Here is a 20,155-nt window from a genome sequence, read left to right as displayed (position 1 = left end):
AACGGGTGAGGAGCGCGAGGATGGGGCGCATGAGTAGGTACGAGAGGTACGACGTCACCGACGAGCAGTGGGAGGGCTTGGCCCAGGTCGTTCCGCTGCGCGGCCGTAACGAGTGGCCGTCGCGGGTCGACCACCGCACCGTCCCGCAGGACTACGCGGCGGCGGAGCAGCGTCGTTTCGTCGTGCTGCGGGTGCAGATCTTCGCCGACGCGCGTGAGGTCGCCGAGTACCTCATCGCACAGATCCCGGTGCTGCTCGACCTCACCGGCGCCGACACCGATGCCGCCAAGCGCATCCTGGACTTCAGCAGTGGTGTCGTCTTCGGGCTCGGCAGCGGGATGCACCGGGTCGACCGGAATGTCTTCCTGCTGGCCCCGATAGGCACGGAGGTCGAGGGGATCGCGGCCGCCGCCGTCCCCCGTTCGTAGGAAGGCCGTCGAGGCGGAACGGTTCGGCGCGTTTCGCGCTGCGTACCGTCCGGCTCATGGACGCAAACACCCCGCTCAACGGCGCCAACGGCGCCCGCCCCACCGTCACCGAACTGCGGCTCTCCGCCTTCAGAACACACCGCGGCGCGGCCTTTCCTCTCGGTCCGCTGACGCTCTTCGCGGGGGCGAGCGGCAGCGGCAAGTCGAGCGTCCTGCAGGCGTACGAGGCGCTGGCGCGGCTGGGCGCGGGGGACGACCTCGAGGCCGCGTTCCCGGATCCTGCGGCGTGTGTGCCCGAGTGGGCGGAGGCCGACGGGCAGGGGCGGCGGGGATTCAGGATCGGCTGCACCGTCGACGGCCCGACCGGTCCCGTAAAGCTTGATCTCGCCGTACAGGCCGAACCCGAACTGCGGGTCGTCGGCGAGCGGTTGACCAGCGGCGGGCGGACCCTGCTGACCACCGCGCTGCGCGATCCCGGGCGGTCCGCCGTGCAGGCCGCCTGGCACACGGCCGGGGCCGCGTCGGTGACGCGTGCCCCCCTGCCGGACGACCGGCTCGGCACGGCCCTGCTTCCGTTGCGTGTGGCCGGCAAGACGCAGGGGCAGTTGCAGGTACTTGCGGCGGCCGAGCAGGTGGTGGTGGCGCTGCGGTCCGTCTTCGCCTGCGACCCGCAGCCGCACCGGATGCGCGGGCCGGTGGCGGCGGGGGAGGGGCGGCTGAGGCCCGGCTGCGACAACCTCGCGGAGGTACTGCACCGGACCCGGAGCGAGTGCGCCAAGCGGCATGCGCGACTGGTGGCGGCGGCGCGGGTGGGGTGCGCCGGGGTGGTGGAGGAACTGGCCGTCGAGGAGCTGGACGACGGGACGGTGCGGGCGTTGCTGGGCCGGGGCGGCACCCGGGGAGCCACTCCCGTGGGGCGGCTCGGCGAGGGCGAGTTGAGGTATCTGGCGCTCGCGCTGGTGCTGCTGACCGGGCCGGGCGTGCTGGCCATGGACCAGGCGGCCGAGGTGCCGTCGGCGTACCAGGCTCTCACCGTTCTCGCGGACGGCTTCGATCGCTGCCTGGACCCGCGACAGGCGCGTGAACTGGTGTCGCTGGGCGCGGAGGTGTGTGCGCGGGGCCATGTCCGGCTGGTGGGGGCGGTCGCCGATGCGTCGTACGCGCGCGGAGTGGACGGCGTGACGGTGGTAGACCTGGTGCCGTGACGACAGATGACGGGCGGGACGGGCGGGACGGGCGGGACGGACCGGATGGACGGGACGGACGGGACGGACGGGACGGGCGGGACGGGCGGGACGGGCTCGATGTGGCGGGGTTGCAGCGCAGGCTGGCCGAGTTCGCGGAGGCGCGCGGCTGGGAGCCGTACCACACCCCGAAGAACCTGGCGGTGGCGCTGAGCGTCGAGGTGTCCGAACTGGTCGAGATCTTCCAGTGGTTGACGCCGGAGCAGTCGGCGCGGGTGATGGACGAGGAGGGGTCGGCGCACCGGGTGCGGGACGAGGTCGCGGACGTGCTGGCGTATCTGCTGCAGTTCTGCGAAGTGCTCGGGATCGACGTGCTTGCCGCGCTCTCCGACAAGATCGACCGGAACGAGATTCGATTCCCGGTGAAGTGATCCTCGGCGGTCCGTGATCCGCTACACACGCCGCCGTCACTCTACGGAGTGGGCCGGTTATCCACAACGACCTTGGTGTCCACAGATTTCCGAATTCCCTTGGCGTTCAGGCTCAAGCACCTTCACTCTGGGTAATAACTGAGTGGGCAGTAAGTCGTACGAACGGGGGCGGCGTACATGGACGCGGAGCGGCTCATCGGAGTCAGCCGGCATGCCCTGGCACAAAGCCGGGCGGTGCCGGACATCGTGGCGGAGGCCTGGCAGGCGCAGGCACTCGCGCAGGCGATCGGGAGCAGGCTGGCGGTTTGCGGACCGCTGGAGCTGAGAGGCGAGGCGCGCGGGCTCAGCGAGATCGGCGGTCGGGGATGCGGAGTGCTCGACCATCCGATGGTGCGCAGCGGCGGCGTCAGAGCCGCGCGGCTGTCCGAAGTGGCGGATGCGCGGCGGACGTTGATCGGGCTGGGCCTGCTGTTGGGAGAGGTGGGAATCGCGCTGGTCGGGGTCGCGTGCGCCACTGACGAGGAGGGGTTGTACTGGCAGTGCATCGAGGCGATAGACGCCGCAGACGAGTCGAACGACCGGGTGCGGGAAATGCTGCGCCGGCTTGCGGAGAGACCGCCCGACACGATCCGGGGCAGAGCCGACCCGGTGGCTGTGGCGGGGCCGATGGAGCCTCCGGAGGTACCGGATCTACCGGAGCCGTCGGACTCGTTCGACCTGTCCGGCTCCTCGGGCTCTGCCGGCTCGGTGGGCGTCGTGGACGCTGTGGACTCGGCGGCGGGGCCGTCATGACCTCGCAGTGGTCCGGTGGGAGCTGTGCGGGACGGGCGCGTCCCATCGGGTTGAGGGGTCTTCATCCGACTGGGCCGGGGCGGACCTGGTGGGGATGGTGGGGTTGACGGCCGTTCGAAGGTGCAGGATGGAATGTATGGATCTTCGAATCTTCACCGAGCCCCAGCAAGGGGCGAGCTACGACACCCTGCTGACCGTTGCCAAAGCCACCGAAGACCTCGGCTTCGACGCCTTCTTCCGTTCCGACCACTACCTCCCCATGGGGTCCGCCGACGGGCTGCCCGGGCCCACCGACGCCTGGATCACCCTGGCCGGGCTGGCCCGCGAGACCAAGCGGATCCGCCTCGGCACGCTCATGACCGCCGGTACGTTCCGGTTGCCCGGCGTGCTGGCCATCCAGGTCGCGCAGGTCGACCAGATGTCGGGCGGCCGGGTCGAGCTGGGGCTGGGCGCCGGCTGGTTCGAGGAGGAGCACAGGGCGTACGGCATCCCGTTCCCCAAGGAGAAGTTCGCGCGGCTGGAGGAGCAGCTGGCGATCGTCACCGGGCTGTGGGCCACGGAGGTCGGCAAGACCTTCTCGTACGAGGGCGCTTACTACCAGCTCGTCAACTCGCCGGCGCTGCCCAAGCCCGCCCAGGGGAAGCTGCCGGTGCTGATCGGCGGGCACGGCGCGACCCGCACCCCCCGGCTGGCCGCGCGGTACGCCGACGAGTTCAACATCCCGTTCGCCTCGATCGAGGACAGTGAACGGCAGTTCGGCCGGGTCCGCGCCGCCGCCGAGGCGGCCGGGCGAGAAGCGGACGACCTTGTGTACTCCAATGCCCTGGTCGTCTGTGTGGGCAAGGACGACGCAGAGGTGGCGCGCCGTGCGGCCGCCATCGGACGGGAGGTGGACGAACTGAAGGCGAACGGGCTGGCCGGCTCGCCCGCCGAAGTGGTCGACAAGATCGGGCGGTACGGCGCCATCGGAGCATCCCGGCTCTACCTTCAGGTCCTGGACCTCGACGATCTCGATCACCTGGAGCTGATCTCCTCCCGGGTCCAGTCCCAGCTGAGCTGATTGCCGTGCGCCCCGCCCGTACACTCGCCGCCGGCCTCGCCGAAGGGGTCGTCGTCCTCGACGGCGGTCTCTCCAGCCAACTTGAGGCGCAGGGCTGCGAGCTGTCCGACGAGCTCTGGTCGGCGCGGCTGCTCGCCGACGCTCCGCGTCAGATCGAGGCGGCGCATGCGGCGTATGTGCGGGCGGGCGCGCAGGTGCTGATCACCTCCAGCTATCAGGCCACGTTCGAGGGGTTCGCGCGGCGTGGAGTCGCGCGGGAGGAGGCAGCGGGACTGCTGGCCAGCAGTGTTGAGCTGGCCCGCAGCGCCGGCGAGTCGGTCCAGCGGGAGGTGTGGGTGGCAGCCTCGGTCGGGCCGTACGGCGCGATGCTCGCGGACGGCAGCGAGTACCGGGGTCGGTACGGACTGTCCGTGCGGGAACTGGAGCGCTTCCACCGGCCGAGGATCGAGGCCCTGGTGGCAGCGGGCCCCGATGTGCTGGCGCTGGAGACGGTGCCGGACACGGACGAGGCGGAGGCGCTGCTGCGGGCGGTCGACGGGTGCGGAGTGCCGGTCTGGCTCTCGTACAGCATCTCCGGCGAGCGCACCCGGGCCGGCCAGGAGCTGGCGGCGGCCTTCGCCCTGGCCGTCGGCCAAGACCAGGTGATCGCCGTCGGGGTGAACTGCTGCGAGCCGGGTGACGCGCGGCGTGCGGTGGAGCTCGCGGCGTCGGTGACCGGTAAGCCGGTGGTCGTCTATCCGAACAGCGGGGAGCGCTGGGACGTCGACGAGCGGGAGTGGCGGGGCGGGGCCACGTACGAACCGGGCCGGGTGTGGGACTGGCTGGCGTCCGGGGCCCGCCTGGTCGGCGGCTGCTGCCGGGTGGGGCCGGGGCAGATCGCGGAGCTCACGGCGGCCCTCGAAGGCGGCGGCCGTTGAACGCGGTGGCTTCCAGAGGGCGGCCGTAAGCGCAGTACGCCGCCATGCGAGCCGTTTTCTCGGGTGGGGTCCCAAGTCGCCGAGGCGGCCCGGTCGAGAAGATTGAGGTCTGCCTGCTGCACGGCGCCGGGTCCGTGCTGTGAGCTGTTTCCAACTTGGCTGAGCGTGCCGTGAGTTGACGTGGGGAGCTGTTGCAGGAGCAAGTGAAGCTCCTGGTGGATGGGTTGTCGACCAAGACCAACCTGTCCACGGCACCGGCTGACTCGGGCTCGCACCCAGATCAGAGGGATTGCCTCTGAATGCCTCCGAGCGGACCGGGGCGAACCGGGCGTCGAAACCCAGTGGTCGGCTCCGACTGCCTCCTATAGCCTCTGAAACCCGTCCTAGCAGGTCACAGCCGTTTCAGCCCGTGTAAGCAAAGGTCAAAGAGGTGCGTCGGATGTTCCTGACGATCAGTACCAGCGGTACCCCAGAACGTCCCGCCACCGACCTCGGCTTTCTGCTGCACAAGCATCCCGACAAGGCGCAGACCTTCTCCACCTCGCACGGCACGGCGCATGTCTTCTACCCCGAGGCGTCCGCCGAGCGCTGCACGGCCGCGCTGCTGCTGGAAGTGGATCCGGTGGCGCTGGTGCGGCGCGGCAAGGGCAAGGGCCGTGGTGGGGCGCCCGATTCGGCGCTCGCGCAGTACGTCAATGACCGGCCGTACGCCGCGTCCTCGCTGCTGGCCGTCGCACTGAGCACCGTATTCAAGAGCGCGCTGCGGGGCGTGTGCGCGGCGCTGCCGGGACGCGCCGAGGCCCCCATGCCGCTGCGCGTCGAGGTGCCCGCGCTGCCCGCGCGTGGTGGTGCGGAGCTGGTTCGGAAGCTGTTCGGGCCGCTGGGCTGGACGTCGGTCGAGGCGGAGCCGGTCGCGCTGGACGAGCAGTTCCCCGAGTGGGGCGACTCGCGCTACGTCCAGCTGGCGTTGGAAGGAGAGCTGCGGCTCGCCGACGCGCTGCGGCAGTTGTACGTCCTGCTGCCAGTGCTCGACGACGCCAAGCACTACTGGGTCGCGCCCGACGAGGTGGACAAGCTGCTGCGGGCGGGCGAGGGCTGGCTGGCCGAGCACCCCGAGCAGAAGCTGATCACCAGCCGCTATCTCTCCCGCCGCTGGGGGCTCACCCGGCAGGCGATGGAACGTCTCGAGCTCGTACGGCTGGCCGAGGCCGACGACCTCGAAGTCGAGGAAGTCGACAACGCCGTGGACGAGACGACGGACACGGAAGAGAAGCCGGTTCCGCTCGCCGAACAGCGGCGGGACGCGATTCTTGACGCGCTGCGCGGGGCCGGAGCGAGCCGGGTGCTCGACCTGGGCTGCGGACAGGGCCAGTTGGTGCAGGCGCTGCTCAAGGAGGTTCGCTTCAGCGAGATCGTGGGAGTGGATGTGTCGGTGCGTGCGCTGACCATCGCCGGACGCAGGCTGAAGCTGGACCGGATGAGCGAGCGGCAGGCCGCACGGGTCAAGTTGCTGCAGGGCTCGCTCACCTACACCGACAAGCGGCTGACCGGCTATGACGCGGCCGTGCTCAGCGAGGTCATTGAGCACCTCGATCTGCCGCGGCTGCCCGCGCTGGAGTACGCGGTGTTCGGATCCGCCCGGCCGCAGACCGTGATCGTGACGACGCCGAACGTCGAGTACAACGTCCGCTGGGAGACCCTGCCCGCCCGGCATGTGCGCCACGGGGACCACCGCTTCGAGTGGACGAGGGACGAGTTCCGCACGTGGGCGGAGGGCGTCGCCCAACGGGACGGCTACGGCGTCGAGTTCGTCCCCGTCGGGCCCGACGACCCCGAGGTGGGGCCCCCGACGCAGATGGCTGTCTTCACCAGGACCGACAAGGCCGAGACCGACAAGACCGCGACCAAGAGCGAGACCGAGAAGGAGGCGAAGGCCGCATGACCACCACGACCACCACGACCGCCGCGCCGGCGAAGCGCAGACTCCCGGTGACCGACCTGTCCCTCGTCGTCCTCATCGGCGCCACCGGATCCGGCAAGTCCACCTTCGCCCGCAAGCACTTCAAGCCCACCGAGGTCATCTCCTCCGACTTCTGCCGCGGCCTCGTCGCCGACGATGAGAACGACCAGAGCGCGAGCGGCGACGCCTTCGACGTACTGCACTACATCGCGGGCAAGCGGCTCGCGGCCGGCCGGCTGACCGTCGTCGACGCCACCAGTGTGCAGTCGGAGAGCCGCAGGCAGCTGGTGCAACTGGCGCGCCAGTACGACGTGCTGCCGATCGCGATCGTCCTCGACCTGCCGGAAGAGGTGTGCGCCGAACGCAATGCGGTACGCCCCGACCGGGCCGGGATGCCGCGCCATGTCATCCAGCGCCACCGCCGTGAACTGCGCCGCTCGCTGCGCGGACTGGAGCGCGAAGGCTTCCGCAAGGTGCACATCCTGCGCAGCGTGGAGGAGGTCGAGGCCGCTGAGGTCGTCCTGGAGCGTCGCTACAACGACCTCACGCACTTCACGGGCCCCTTCGACATCATCGGCGACATCCACGGCTGCCGCTCCGAGCTCGAGACCCTGCTCGCCAAGCTCGGTTATGTGGACGGCGCACACCCCGCAGGGCGTACGGCCGTCTTCGTCGGCGACCTCGTCGACCGGGGACCGGACAGCCCCGGTGTGCTGCGCCGGGTGATGAGCATGGTCGCGTCGGGCAACGCCCTGTGCGTGCCCGGGAACCACGAGAACAAGCTCGGCCGCTACCTGAAGGGCAGGAAGGTCCAGCACACGCACGGACTGGCTGAGACCATCGAACAGTTGGAGAAGGAGGACGATTCCTTCCGCGAGCAAGTGCGGGAATTCATCGACGGCCTGGTCAGCCACTACGTCCTTGATGAGGGCAAGCTGGTCGTCTGCCACGCCGGTCTGCCCGAGAAGTACCACGGGCGCACCTCCGGCCGGGTCCGCTCGCACGCGCTGTACGGCGACACGACCGGCGAGACCGACGAGTTCGGCCTGCCCGTGCGCTACCCGTGGGCGGAGGACTACCGAGGACGCGCGGCTGTGGTTTACGGCCACACACCCGTGCCCAACACATCGTGGATCAACAACACCATCTGCCTGGACACCGGAGCGGTCTTCGGCGGCAGAATGACCGCGCTGCGCTGGCCGGAGCGCGAGCTCGTCGACGTACCGGCCGAGAAGGTCTGGTACGAGCCGGCGCGGCCGCTCGTCACCGAGGCGCCGGGCGGCCGCGAGGGTCGTCCGCTGGACCTCGCCGATGTGCAGGGGCGGCGGGTCGTGGAGACCCGGCACATGGCGCGCATCGGCGTACGTGAGGAGAACGCCGCGGCGGCGCTCGAAGTCATGAGCCGTTTCGCGGTCGACCCGCGGCTGCTCGTGTACCTGCCGCCGACCATGTCACCGACCGCGACCGCGCAGGTCGAGGCCCGCGGCGGAGCCGCTGATGGACACTACCTGGAGCACCCGGCGGAGGCCTTCGCGCAGTACCGGGCGGACGGCGTCGCCAAGGTCGTGTGCGAGGAGAAGCACATGGGCTCGCGGGCGGTGGTGCTTGTCTGCCGCGACGCCGAGGCCGCGCGCGAGCGGTTCGGGGTTGGGAGTGCCTCCCAGGCCGCAGGCTCCTGGGCAGGCCCGACCGGCGCGCTGCACACCCGTACCGGGCGGCCGTTCTTCGACGACGAGTCCGTGACGGAGGAGATCCTGGACCGGCTGCGTACGGCCGCCACCGAAGCCGGTCTCTGGCAGGAACTCGACACCGACTGGCTACTGCTGGACGCCGAGCTGATGCCCTGGTCGCTCAAGGCGTCCGGACTGCTGCGCTCGCAGTACGCGGCGGTCGGCGCCGCTTCCGGTGCTGTCTTCCCCGGCGCCACGGCGGCCCTCGAAGCGGCGGTCGCGCGCGGTGTCGAGGTGGAGGGACTGCTGGCCAAGCAGCGCGGACGCGCTGGTGACGCCGCCGCGTTCACCGAGGCGTACCGGCGGTACTGCTGGACGACGGAGGGGCTTGACGGAGTGCGGCTCGCTCCGTTCCAGATCCTCGCCGCGCAGGGGCGTTCGCTGGCCTCAGTGCCGCACGACGAGCAACTGGCATGGCTGGACCGGCTGGTGGAGCACGACCCCACGGGCCTGCTCCAGGTCACCCGGCGGCTTGTCGTCGACACCGGCGACGAGGCCTCGGTCGGCGCCGGTGTCGACTGGTGGCTGGAGATGACCGGAAGGGGCGGCGAAGGCATGGTCGTCAAGCCGCTCCAGGCGCTTGCCAAGGACGAGAAGGGCCGGCTCGTGCAACCGGGCATCAAGGTCCGCGGCCGCGAGTACCTGCGGATCATCTACGGTCCCGAGTACACCCGCCCGGAGAACCTGGAGCGGCTGCGCAAACGGTTCCTGAACCACAAGCGCTCGCTGGCGCTGCGGGAGTACGCGCTTGGCCTCGAGGCCCTGGACCGGCTGGCCGACGGCGAGCCGCTGTGGCGGGTCCACGAGGCGGTCTTCGCGGTACTGGCACTGGAGTCGGAGCCGGTCGACCCCCGGCTGTGAACTGTTCGGGTGGATCTGGTGGACCATTCGCCGGGTGAAGAGCGCTCCGCGCGGTGAGGATGGGGGCATGGGATTCCATGTCGACTCCGAGACCGGGCGGCTGCGCCAGGTCATACTGCACCGGCCAGATCTGGAGCTGAAGCGCCTCACCCCCAGTAACAAGGACGCCCTGCTCTTCGACGATGTGCTGTGGGTGCGCCGCGCCCGTCAGGAGCATGACGGGTTCGCGGACGTCCTGCGTGACCGTGGGGTGGAGGTGCACCTCTTCGGCGATCTGCTGCGGGAGTCGCTGGAGATCCCGGAGGCCAGAAAGCTCGTCCTGGACCGGGTCTTCGCCGAGAAGGAGTACGGGCCGCTCGCCACCGACCACCTCAGAGCCGTCTTCGACGAGCTGCCCACGGCCGCCCTGGTCGAGGCGCTCGTCGGCGGGATGACCAAGCGGGAGTTCCTCGCCGGTCATCCCGAGCCGACCTCCGTCCGCTTCCATGTGATGGACCTGGACGACTTTCTCCTCCGCCCGCTGCCCAACCACCTCTTCACCCGCGACACCTCCGCCTGGATCTACGACGGCGTCTCCATCAACGCCATGCGGTGGCCCGCCCGGCAGCGCGAGACCGTCCACTTCGAAGCGATCTACAAGCACCACCCGCTGTTCACCAGTCCGCGGGCGGGGGAGTTCCACCACTGGTCCGAGGGGCAGGACGACTACCCCTCCACCATCGAGGGCGGCGACGTCCTGGTCATCGGCAATGGCGCGGTGCTGATCGGGATGAGTGAGCGCACCACCCCGCAGGCCGTGGAGATGCTGGCGCGCGGGCTGTTCGCGGCCGGCTCCGCCCGGACCATCGTGGCGCTGGACATGCCCAAGCGGCGGGCCTTGATGCATCTCGACACCGTGATGACGATGGTCGACCGCGACACCTTCACCCAGTACGAGGGGCTCGGCATGCTCCGCTCGTACACCATCGAACCGGCCCTCGGACCTCAGGCCCTCAAGGTCACCGATCATCCGGCCGAGCACATGCACAGCGCGATCGCCGCCGCGCTGGGGCTGAAGGAGATCCGGGTGCTCACACCGACGCAGGACGTGCACTCGGCGGAGCGCGAGCAGTGGGACGACGGCTGCAATGTGCTCGCCGTCGAGCCGGGCGTCGTCGTGGCGTACGAGCGCAATGTCACCACAAACACCCATCTGCGCAAACAGGGCATCGAAGTGATCGAGATCCCCGGCAGTGAGCTGGGCCGGGGCCGCGGAGGCCCCCGCTGTATGAGCTGTCCGTTCGAACGCGATGCCGTGTAGTGCCGTACCCTCCGCCCCGCGGCCCCGTGGAGGAGGCTGTATAGCAATGCGGAGGCTCGTATACACTTCCAGGGTTACCGCATTCGCGATCCAGGAGCAGCCACCATGGCGATACATCTCGAAGGCCGCCACTTCCTCAAGGAGCTGGACTTCACCGCCGAGGAGTTCCGCGGCCTGATCGATCTGGCCGCCGAGCTCAAGGCTGCCAAGCGAGCGGGCACCGAGGTCCAGCGGTTGCGCGGCAAGAACATCGCGCTGATCTTCGAGAAGTCGTCGACCCGTACGCGCTGCTCGTTCGAGGTCGCGGCGGCCGACCAGGGCGCTTCGACGACGTACATCGACCCGGCCGGTTCGCACATCGGAAGCAAGGAGTCCGCCAAGGACACCGCGCGGGTGCTTGGCCGCATGTTCGACGCCATCGAATTCCGAGGGGACGGCCAGGCCACCGTCGAGGAGCTCGCCGCGTACGCCGGGGTGCCGGTCTACAACGGTCTCACCGACGACTGGCACCCCACCCAGATGCTCGCCGACGTGCTCACCATGACCGAGCACAGTGACAAGCCGCTGGAACAGATCTCCTTCGCCTACCTCGGGGACGCCCGCTTCAACATGGGCAACTCCTACCTGATCACCGGCGCGCTGCTGGGCATGGACGTACGGATCGTCGCGCCCAGGTCGTACTGGCCGGCCGAGGAGATCGTGACCCGTGCCCGCGCGGCCGCCGAGACCAGCGGCGCCCGGATCACCCTCACCGAGGACATCGCCGAGGGAGTCCACGGCGCGGACTTCGTCGCCACCGACGTCTGGGTGTCGATGGGCGAGCCCAAGGAGATCTGGGACGAGCGCATCAAGGTGCTCGGTCCGTATGCCGTGACCATGGACGTGCTGCGCGCCACCGGCAACGCGGACGTGAAGTTCCTGCACTGCCTCCCCGCCTTCCATGACCTCGGCACCAAAGTCGCCCGCGAGATCCATGAGAGCCACGGCCTGACCGAGCTCGAAGTCACCGACGAGGTCTTCGAGTCGGAGCACTCCGTCGTTTTCGACGAGGCGGAGAACCGTATGCACACGATCAAGGCGGTCATGGTCGCCACACTCGCCGCCGCCGGATAGTCATGCGGCAGGAGGTCAGCTCCGCGACGGGAGCGTGAACCAGACCGCCTTGCCCCCGTCGGTGAGGCGGTGCCCGCAGTCCGAGCTCAGTGTGCGTATCAGCAGCAGCCCCCGGCCGTGCTCCTGCCAGACGTCGGGTACCGAGCCCGGCCTGGGCCAGTGGCCCGGCGGGGCGGGGTCGCCGTCATGAACCTCCACCTGGCAGCCCGTCGCCAGGAGTTCCACCACCAGCTCGATGGGGGTCTCGCCACTGGTGTGCTCCACCGCGTTGGCGACGAGCTCCGCCGTGAGCAGCTCGGCCGTGTCCCTGTCCGCCGACACCTCGATGTCCGCCAGCGCCGTACGGATCAGGGCGCGGGCGATGGGCACGGCGGCCGCGGTGTGCGGCAGCGCGATGCGCCACGAGGCGGGGACGGGCAGGTCGGAGCGTTCGAGCAAGGCGTGGGGTCCATTCGAGGTTCGACGTCGTGCTTTCAACCTTATGAAGCGCAAGACGCCGGACAAGGGGTCGGGGTCCGTCACGGATAGGACCTGTGCCACAACTGGGACGGGACCTTTGCATGGATACTCGGCGTATCGCGTAGTCGTGACGGAAGTCACGTAAGGGTGATAGCTTCAAGAGGGCAGGCAGCAGCCCGCCCGCTGAAGGAGGCCACACTCCATGAGCCCCTTTTCCAGCTCCGCGCAGCGCACCGAACAGTGGCGCCATCTGCGGCTCACGACGGACGACGGGGTGGCGACCGTCACTCTCGCCCGTCCCGAGAAGCTCAACGCCCTCACCTTCGGCGCCTACGCCGACCTGCGTGATCTGCTGGCAGAGCTGGCGCGGGAGCGGTCCGTACGAGCACTGGTGCTGGGCGGGGAAGGGCGCGGGTTCTGCTCCGGCGGTGACGTCGACGAGATCATCAGCGCGACGCTCTCCATGGACACCGCCAAGCTCCTCGACTTCAACCGGATGACCGGGCAGGTCGTACGGGCGCTGCGCGAATGCCCCTTCCCGGTGATCGCGGCGGTCCACGGCGTCGCGGCAGGGGCCGGCGCGGTGCTGGCGCTGGCCGCGGATTTCCGTATCGCGGACCCGTCGGCCCGTTTCGCGTTCCTCTTCACCAAGGTGGGGCTCTCGGGCGGCGACATGGGCGCGGCCTATCTGCTGCCGAGGGTGGTCGGCCTCGGCCACGCCACCCGGCTGCTGATGCTCGGCGAACCGGTCCGCGCGCCGGAGGCCGAACGGATCGGCCTGATCAGCGAGCTGACGGAGGAGGGCCGGTCGGACGAGCGGGCCGCGGAGCTGGCCCGCCACCTCGCGGAGGGCCCGGCCCTGGCGTACGCCCAGACCAAGGCGCTGCTCACGGCCGAGCTCGACATGCCGCTCGCGGCGTCGGTCGAACTCGACGCGTCGACGCAGGCGCTGCTGATGAACAGCGAGGACTACGCGGAGTTCCACGCCGCTTTCACGGAGAAGCGCCCGCCGAAGTGGCGGGGGCGCTGACGATGCCACGCCGCCCACCCCGGGGCTCCGCCCCGGACCCCGCGCGGGGGCTCCGCCCCCGGACCCCCGCGCCTCAATCGCCGGCGGGGCTTGAATTGCCCGGGCGGGCTTCACAATCCGGCTCGGCCGCATATCCAGCCCGTCCGGCGATTGAGGACACTCCCTCTACGCCCGGCGGGCGTGGGGGGACCCCCAGCGGGCGTCCGGGGTCTGGGGCGGAGCCCCAGTTCGGGATGGGGGTACTCCCCCTGGCTTCGCCGGGGGCACCCCCACCCAGGCGAAGCTCTGGGGGAGGGCTGGGTGGGGCAAAACCCCCCGCGCCGCAGGCGGCCCGGACCTCCGGCTCCCCGGCCGAGCAGAGGGTCCGGGTCCCCCAGCCCGGCCGGCCGACGGCCACCGCGCCCGAGGCACGCCGACGCGCCCTCCGCGTTGCCGTCATCGGCGGTGGACCCGGTGGGCTGTATGCCGCCGCGCTGCTCAAGCGGCTCGGTCCCGAACGCGACATCACCGTCTGGGAGCGCAACGCCCCCGACGACACCTTCGGCTTCGGCGTCGTCCTCTCCGACGAGACCCTCGGCGGGATCGAGCACGCCGACCCCGTCATCTACCGCGCGCTGCAGGACGAGTTCGTACGGTGGGACGACATCGACATCGTCCACCGCGGCCGCACCCTCACCTCCGGTGGCCACGGCTTCGCCGCCCTCGGGCGGCGCAGGCTGCTGGAGATACTGCACGGGCGCTGCGAATCCCTCGGCGTACGCCTCCGCTTCCGCACCCCCGCCCCGCCCGCCGCCGAACTCGCCGCCGCGTACGACCTGGTCATCGCCGCGGACGGGGTGCACAGCCTCACCCGCGAGGCGCACGCCGACACATTCGCGCCGGGTGTCACCACCCACCGCTGCCGCTACATCTGGCTCGCCGCCGACTTCGCCTTCGACGCCTTCCGCTTCGAGATCGCCGAGACCGAGCACGGGGTGATGCAGCTGCACGGCTACCCGTACGCCCCCGATGCCAGCACCGTCATCGTCGAGATGCGCGAAGAAGTTTGGCGGGCCGCCGGCTTCGATACGGCCGACGAGCAGGAGTCCACCGGACTCTGCGCCAAGATCTTCGCCGAAGCCCTCGGGGGCCGCGGCCTCCGCTCCAACAGCTCCTCCTGGATCGCCTTCCGCACCGTCGTCAACGGCCGCTGGTCCCACGGCAATACGGTGCTTCTCGGCGACGCCGCCCACACGGCCCACTTCTCCATCGGCTCCGGCACCAAGCTCGCCGTCGAGGACGCCCTCGCGCTCGCCGCCTGCGTCGAGGAACAGCCCGACCTGCCCACCGCACTCGCCGCGTACGAGACCGAGCGCCGCCCGGTCGTCGAGTCCACGCAGCGAGCGGCGGCCGCCAGCCTCCGCTGGTTCGAGGAGCTCGCCGGCTACCTCGACCAGCCGCCGCGGCAGTTCGCCTTCAATCTCCTCACCCGCAGCCGCCGCGTCACCCACGACAACCTGCGGCTGCGCGACCCGGCGTTCACCGACGCCGTCGAGCGCGACTTCGGCTGCCCGCCCGGCACACCGCCGATGTTCACCCCCTTCAGACTGCGCGGACTGACCCTCCGCAACCGGGTCGTCGTCTCGCCCATGGACATGTACTCCGCCGTGGACGGCGTCCCCGGCGACTTCCACCTCGTCCACCTCGGCGCACGGGCACTCGGCGGAGCCGGTCTGGTGATGACCGAGATGGTCTGTGTGAGCGCCGAGGGCCGCATCACCCCCGGTTGCACCGGCCTCTACACCCCTGAACAGGGCGCTGCCTGGCGGCGCGTCACCGACTTCGTGCACCACCACTCGCCCGGCACGGCGATCGGCGTCCAGCTCGGCCACTCCGGCCGCAAGGGCTCCACCAAGCTGATGTGGGAAGGCATTGACCAGCCGCTGGACGAGGGGAACTGGCCCCTCGCCGCCGCTTCACCGCTCCCGTACCTCCCCGGCGTCAACGAGGTCCCGCACGCACTGGACCGCGCCGGACTCACCGACATCCGCGAGCAGTTCACCGCCGCGACCCGGCGCGCCGCCCACAGCGGGTTCGACCTGCTCGAACTCCACTGCGCCCACGGCTACCTACTCTCCGGGTTCCTCTCCCCGCTCACCAACCGGAGGACGGATGCCTATGGCGGTTCCCTGGAAAACCGTCTCCGCTTCCCGCTCGAAGTCTTCGACACCATGCGCGGCGCCTGGCCCGACGACCGGCCCATGACCGTCCGTATCTCCGCCACCGACTGGGCACGCGGCGGCACCACAGCTGAGGACGCGGTCCACATCGCCCGCGCCTTCGCCGCCCACGGCGCGGACGCGATCGACGTCTCGACGGGACAGGTCGTCCCCGACGAACAGCCGGAGTACGGCCGCTCGTACCAGACCCCGTACGCCGACCGGATCCGCAACGCCCTCGGGATCCCCGTCATCGCGGTCGGCGCGATCTCCTCCTGGGACGACGTCAACTCTCTCCTGCTGGCGGGCCGCGCGGACCTCTGCGCGCTGGCCAGGCCGCATCTGTACGACCCCCACTGGACCCTGCACGCGGCAGCGGACCAGGATTACGCGGGAACGGCGGCGCTGTGGCCCGATCCCTACCGGCCGGGCAGTCGCAAACCTCCGACCGGCCGCACCGACGCCCCGAAACCGCGGCTCACTCTGAGCTGAGCTGTACGAACTCCGCGCCCGCGTCCCGCAGCAGCTCGTGCAGCCGCGCGAAGACCTCCGCCGACCGTCCGCCGGGCCAGCCCTGCGGCAGCAGTTCGGCCGGCAGCCCCGGATCGATGTACGGCAGCTGCCGCCAGGAGTCCAGCGCCGGCAGATAGTCGCGGTAGGCGTCCCGTGCCGGCACCTCACCGCGAGCCTGCCACGCCCGCAGCACCGGCTCGTACAGATCCAGGAACTCCTCGTGCTCCTTGGCGATCGCGCCCAGATCCCACCAGCGCGCCACCGCCTCCGCCGTCGCCGCGAAGCCCAGATGCTCGCCGCGGAACAGCTCGACGTACGGATCGAGCTGGAGGCGGCGCAGCGTGTGCCGGGTCTCCTCGTACAGCCACGCAGGCGCGATCCAGACCCCGGGCGCCGCCGACCCGAAACCGAGCCGCCCCAGCCGCGAACGGAGCAGATGGCGCTTGTGGCGCTCGGCCTCGGGCACCGAGAAGACGGCGAGCACCCAGCCGTCGGACAGCACAGGGGCGTGCCGGGCATAGATCCGCCGGTCACCGTCGTCGAGCAACTGACGGGCGGCGGGCGACAGGGCGTAGCCGGCCGCACCGTCCGGCGTGCGTTCGGGGACGAGCAGGCCGCGGCGTTTGAGCCGGGAGACCGAGGAGCGCACGGACGGCGCGTCGACGCCGAGAACCGCCAGCAGACGAATGAGTTCGGCCACGGGGAGCGGCCCCTGCCGTTCGCGTCCGTAGGCGCCATAGAGGGTGACGATCAGGGAACGGGGAGTGTGCTGCTCGGCCACGTGATCACTTTAGGGCCCGTAGGCGGAAGCGCTGCAGCTTGCCGGTGGGGGTGCGCGGAAGCGCGTCGAGGAAGACGATCTCACGCGGGCATTTGTACGGTGTCAGTCGCCGCTTCACCGAGTCGGTGAGTGCGGTGGCGGTGTCCTCGCCGGCCCCGACCCCCGCACGCAGCACGACGTACGCCACCACGATCTGTCCTCGCAGCTCATCGGGGCGGCCGACCACCGCGGCCTCCGCCACGTCCGGGTGGTGCAGCAGCGCGTCCTCCACCTCGGGCCCCGCGACGTTGTAGCCGGCCGAAATGATCATGTCGTCGGCGCGGGCGACGTAACGGAAGTAGCCGTCGGGTTCACGCAGGTATGTGTCACCGGTGAGATTCCAGCCGTCGTGCACATAGTCCAGCTGCCGGAGGTCGGTCAGATAGCGGCAGCCCACCGGGCCGCGCACGGCCAGCAGGCCCGGCTCCCCGTCCGCTACCGGTCGGCCGGAACGGTCCACCACCCGCGCCTGCCAGCCGGGAACCGGAATCCCGGTGGTGCCAGGTCTGATCTCGCCGTCCGCCGCCGAGATGAAGATGTGCAGGAGCTCGGTCGTGCCGATGCCGTTGATGATGCGCAGCCCGGTCCGTTCCTGCCAGGCCTGCCAGGTGGCGGCGGGCAGATTCTCACCGGCCGACACACACCGCCGCAGCGAGGCGGTGTCGTGCCCGTCGAGGCCGTTCAGCATTACGCGGTACGCGGTGGGCGCGGTGAACAGGACCGACACCCGGTGCGCGGCGATCGCGGGCAACAGCTGTGCCGGGCCCGCCTGTTCGAGCAACAGCGCGGACGCGCCCGCCCGCATCGGGAAGATCACCAGACCGCCGAGCCCGAAGGTGAAACCCAGCGGCGGGCTGCCCGCGAAGACGTCGTCGGGCTGTGGCCCCAGCACCTGTGCGGAGAAGGTGTCCGCGACGGCCAGCACATCCCGGTGGAAGTGCATGCATCCCTTGGGGCGGCCGGTCGTGCCCGAGGTGAAGGCGATCAGCGCGACATCGTCGGCCGCGGTCGCCACCGCCTCGTACGGCCCACGGGTCCCGGCGGCGGCGAGCCGCAGCAGATCGTCGGGGGAGTCGCCGCCGTAGCCCGTGATGCGCAGCCCCGGCACCTCGGCCTTCGCCAGATCGTCGAGTGAGCGGATGTCGCACAGGGCGTGGCTGACGGCGGCGATCTCGCACACCGTGGCCAGCTCCTTGGCGCGCTGCTGGGCGAGGACGGTGACCGCCACCGCGCCGGCCTTCATCACCGCCAGCCAGCAGGCCGCGAGCCAGGGCGTGGTGGGGCCGCGCAGCAGGACGCGGTTTCCTGGGACGACTTCCAGGTCGGAGGTGAGGACATGGGCGATCCGGTCGACCTGGTCGCGCAGCTCCGCGTACGTCCAGATCTCGCCGCCCCCGGTGCGGAAGACGGGCCGGTGGGCGCCGAAGCGGTCGATCGTACGGTCCAGCAGCTCGGCCCCGCAGTTGAGCCGCTGCGGATAGCGCAGAGAGGGCAGCTCGAAGAGGAGTTCCGGCCACTGCCCGGCGGGCGGGAGATGGTCGCGCGCAAAGGTGTCGCGGTGGGCCGAGGGTGACAGCTCCATGGTTCGCCCCCTTCTCGTAGTGGGGTCGCGAATCGAGCGTATCGTGAAGGTGACGACAGTCAACGGTCCGCGATAGATGCGTCAGAAATGGGGGCACGAATGCCCGTATTCTCGCTCGATCCGGTACAGACTTCCTGGTGTGCGCGATTGCGTACGCTGGCCGCCGAGAAGCTGCGTCCGCTCGCGGAGAAGGCGGAGCCGGGCCGCGTCAACCGACCCTTGGTGGCCGCTCTTGGTGAACTGGGGCTGCTTGAGCGGCTGTTCGGAGCGGCGGTGGGCTCCCGAGGCGGAGCCGGAGCAAGAGCGCTCGAGCTGTGCCTGCTGCGCGAGTCCCTCGCCTACGGATGCACGGAGGCCGAGACCGCCCTCGCCCTCCAGGGGCTGGGCAGCTACCCCATTGTCCAGGCGGGCACGGCCGCGCAGCGGGAGCGCTGGCTCCCCGAGGTGATCGCGGGCCGCGCCGTCGCCGCCTTCGCGCTCAGCGAGCCTGACGCCGGCTCGGACGCGGCCGCTCTCGCCCTCAAAGCCGTTCCGGATCAAGGGGGTTGGCGGCTGAGCGGGGAGAAGCGCTGGATCTCCAACGCCCCCGAGGCCGACTTCTACACCGTCTTCGCCCGTACGACACAGGGCGCGGGCGCCCGGGGTGTGACCGCCTTCCTCGTCCCCGCCGACCGGCCGGGCCTTGCCGGGACCGCACTGGAGATGCTCTCGCCGCATCCCATCGGTGCGCTGACGTTCACTGATGTCCCGGTGACCAAGGACGATGTGCTCGGCGACGAGGACCGGGGCTTCCGTGTCGCGATGAACACCCTGAACCTCTTCCGTCCCAGCGTCGGCGCGTTCGCCGTCGGAATGGCCCAGGCGGCCCTGGACGCGGCGCTCGGCCACACCGCCCTCCGCAGCGCCTTCGGCGGTCCCCTCAAGGACCTTCAGTCGGTCGCCCACCGGGTCGCGGAGATGGCCACCCGCACCGAGGCCGCGCGGCTTCTCGTCTACGCGGCGGCCGCGGCGTACGACGAAGGCGCCCCCGATGTGCCGAAACGGTCCGCGATGGCGAAGCTGCTCGCCACGGAGACCGCGCAGTACGTCGTGGACGCCGCCGTCCAGCTGCACGGCGCACGCGCGCTCCAGCGCGGCCATCTGCTGGAACATCTGTACCGTGAGGTCCGAGCGCCCCGGATCTACGAGGGCGCCACCGAGGTCCAGCGCACGATCATCGCCAAGGAGCTGTACGCCGAAGAACTGCATGCCCAGGAGCTGCACGCCGGCGGACCGTACGCATAAGGAGCCGTACGCATGAGCCTGCACCGCCACAATCCGGCCGAGCTCTCGCCGCCCACCGGCTTCTCCCACGCCGTCACCGCCACCGGCACACGGATCGTGTTACTGGCCGGGCAGACCGCCCTCGACACCGAGGGCAAGATCGTCGGCGAGACGCTGCCCGAGCAGTTCGAGACCGCGCTGGCCAATATCCTCACCGCCCTCGCGGCCGCCGGCGGCGCCCCGCAGGACCTGGCCCGTGTCACCGTCTACGCCACCGATGTTGCCGACTACCGCGCGCATGCCCCCGAACTGGGCCGGATCTGGCGGCGGTTGGCAGGCCGTGATTACCCCGCTATGGCGGTGATCGGGGTGGTCCGCCTCTGGGACGACGTAGCGCTGGTGGAGCTGGAGGGGTTGGCCGTGCTCCCCTGACGGGCCGGTCGGCGGCGGGTCTTGATCGATTGGTGGCGGCCCCGCGCCGGGTTTACCGTCGACTAGTAGACGGAATCGTCTA

The 20,155-nt window shown here is 70.5% G+C and carries 16 protein-coding genes and 1 pseudogene; 14 read left to right on the top strand and 3 right to left on the bottom strand.

What is annotated here, in order from left to right; translation table 11 throughout:
* The first annotated feature begins 29 nt into the window (after window positions 1-29).
* The 10 genes and pseudogenes from ACWDO5_RS02470 to argF all read left to right on the top strand — a co-directional run bounded on the left by ACWDO5_RS02470 (window position 30) and on the right by argF (window position 11,776).
* Window positions 30-428, top strand: coding sequence for a cell division protein SepF (locus tag ACWDO5_RS02470; RefSeq protein ID WP_450527709.1), 399 nt, complete (start codon window positions 30-32; stop codon window positions 426-428).
* Between the two features lie 56 nt (window positions 429-484).
* Entirely contained in the window at window positions 485-1,633 is a 1,149-nt protein-coding gene (locus ACWDO5_RS02465; RefSeq protein ID WP_450527707.1) for an AAA family ATPase, read from the top strand.
* Entirely contained in the window at window positions 1,630-2,043 is a 414-nt protein-coding gene (locus ACWDO5_RS02460; protein WP_450527706.1) for a nucleotide pyrophosphohydrolase, read from the top strand. The genes ACWDO5_RS02465 and ACWDO5_RS02460 overlap by 4 nt, the downstream gene beginning before the upstream one ends.
* A gap of 177 nt (window positions 2,044-2,220) precedes the next feature.
* A pseudogene (locus tag ACWDO5_RS02455) lies at window positions 2,221-2,691 on the top strand (DUF6099 family protein); the annotation flags it as partial.
* Window positions 2,692-2,971: 280 nt separating this feature from the next.
* A complete protein-coding gene (locus tag ACWDO5_RS02450) occupies window positions 2,972-3,895 on the top strand; it encodes an LLM class F420-dependent oxidoreductase (protein WP_450527704.1) in 924 nt (307 codons plus the stop codon).
* Between the two features lie 5 nt (window positions 3,896-3,900).
* Window positions 3,901-4,812: a homocysteine S-methyltransferase gene (gene mmuM / locus ACWDO5_RS02445; protein ID WP_450527702.1), complete on the top strand. Its 912-nt coding sequence runs from the start codon at window positions 3,901-3,903 to the stop codon at window positions 4,810-4,812.
* A 439-nt stretch (window positions 4,813-5,251) separates the two neighbouring features.
* Entirely contained in the window at window positions 5,252-6,754 is a 1,503-nt protein-coding gene (locus ACWDO5_RS02440; RefSeq protein WP_450527700.1) for a 3' terminal RNA ribose 2'-O-methyltransferase Hen1, read from the top strand.
* Window positions 6,751-9,363: a polynucleotide kinase-phosphatase gene (locus tag ACWDO5_RS02435; protein WP_450527699.1), complete on the top strand. Its 2,613-nt coding sequence runs from the start codon at window positions 6,751-6,753 to the stop codon at window positions 9,361-9,363. The genes ACWDO5_RS02440 and ACWDO5_RS02435 overlap by 4 nt, the downstream gene beginning before the upstream one ends.
* 67 nt (window positions 9,364-9,430) lie before the next feature.
* Window positions 9,431-10,663, top strand: coding sequence for an arginine deiminase (locus ACWDO5_RS02430; protein WP_450527697.1), 1,233 nt, complete (start codon window positions 9,431-9,433; stop codon window positions 10,661-10,663).
* A 105-nt stretch (window positions 10,664-10,768) separates the two neighbouring features.
* Entirely contained in the window at window positions 10,769-11,776 is a 1,008-nt protein-coding gene (gene argF, locus ACWDO5_RS02425; protein WP_450527695.1) for an ornithine carbamoyltransferase, read from the top strand.
* A gap of 15 nt (window positions 11,777-11,791) precedes the next feature.
* On the opposite strand, the gene ACWDO5_RS02420 is transcribed toward argF, so the two are convergent.
* Window positions 11,792-12,214 carry an ATP-binding protein gene (locus ACWDO5_RS02420; RefSeq protein ID WP_450527693.1) on the bottom strand — a complete coding sequence of 141 codons (423 nt, stop codon included), beginning with the start codon at window positions 12,212-12,214 and terminating at the stop codon, window positions 11,792-11,794.
* A gap of 223 nt (window positions 12,215-12,437) precedes the next feature.
* On the opposite strand from ACWDO5_RS02420, the gene ACWDO5_RS02415 reads away from it, so the two are divergent.
* Window positions 12,438-13,265, top strand: coding sequence for an enoyl-CoA hydratase family protein (locus tag ACWDO5_RS02415; RefSeq protein WP_450527692.1), 828 nt, complete (start codon window positions 12,438-12,440; stop codon window positions 13,263-13,265).
* 233 nt (window positions 13,266-13,498) lie between these two features.
* Window positions 13,499-15,955, top strand: a complete 2,457-nt coding sequence (locus ACWDO5_RS02410; RefSeq protein ID WP_450527690.1) for a bifunctional salicylyl-CoA 5-hydroxylase/oxidoreductase — start codon at window positions 13,499-13,501, stop codon at window positions 15,953-15,955.
* Here ACWDO5_RS02410 and ACWDO5_RS02405 read toward each other — a convergent pair.
* Both ACWDO5_RS02405 and ACWDO5_RS02400 read right to left on the bottom strand, forming a co-directional pair.
* Window positions 15,942-16,757 carry a PaaX family transcriptional regulator gene (locus ACWDO5_RS02405; RefSeq protein WP_450527689.1) on the bottom strand — a complete coding sequence of 272 codons (816 nt, stop codon included), beginning with the start codon at window positions 16,755-16,757 and terminating at the stop codon, window positions 15,942-15,944. The genes ACWDO5_RS02410 and ACWDO5_RS02405 overlap by 14 nt on opposite strands.
* Before the next feature lie 4 nt (window positions 16,758-16,761).
* Window positions 16,762-18,378 carry an AMP-binding protein gene (locus tag ACWDO5_RS02400; protein ID WP_450527687.1) on the bottom strand — a complete coding sequence of 539 codons (1,617 nt, stop codon included), beginning with the start codon at window positions 18,376-18,378 and terminating at the stop codon, window positions 16,762-16,764.
* Window positions 18,379-18,477: 99 nt separating this feature from the next.
* On the opposite strand from ACWDO5_RS02400, the gene ACWDO5_RS02395 reads away from it, so the two are divergent.
* Window positions 18,478-19,662 carry an acyl-CoA dehydrogenase family protein gene (locus ACWDO5_RS02395; RefSeq protein ID WP_450527685.1) on the top strand — a complete coding sequence of 395 codons (1,185 nt, stop codon included), beginning with the start codon at window positions 18,478-18,480 and terminating at the stop codon, window positions 19,660-19,662.
* A gap of 12 nt (window positions 19,663-19,674) precedes the next feature.
* Window positions 19,675-20,073 (top strand): RidA family protein, encoded by a 399-nt coding sequence (locus ACWDO5_RS02390; protein WP_450527683.1) that lies wholly within the window; start codon window positions 19,675-19,677, stop codon window positions 20,071-20,073.
* Window positions 20,074-20,155: the final 82 nt, after the last annotated feature.

It is taken from the genome of Streptomyces sp. NPDC000880 (genome assembly GCF_053599675.1).
This window is presented reverse-complemented; position numbering and strand designations above follow the sequence as displayed.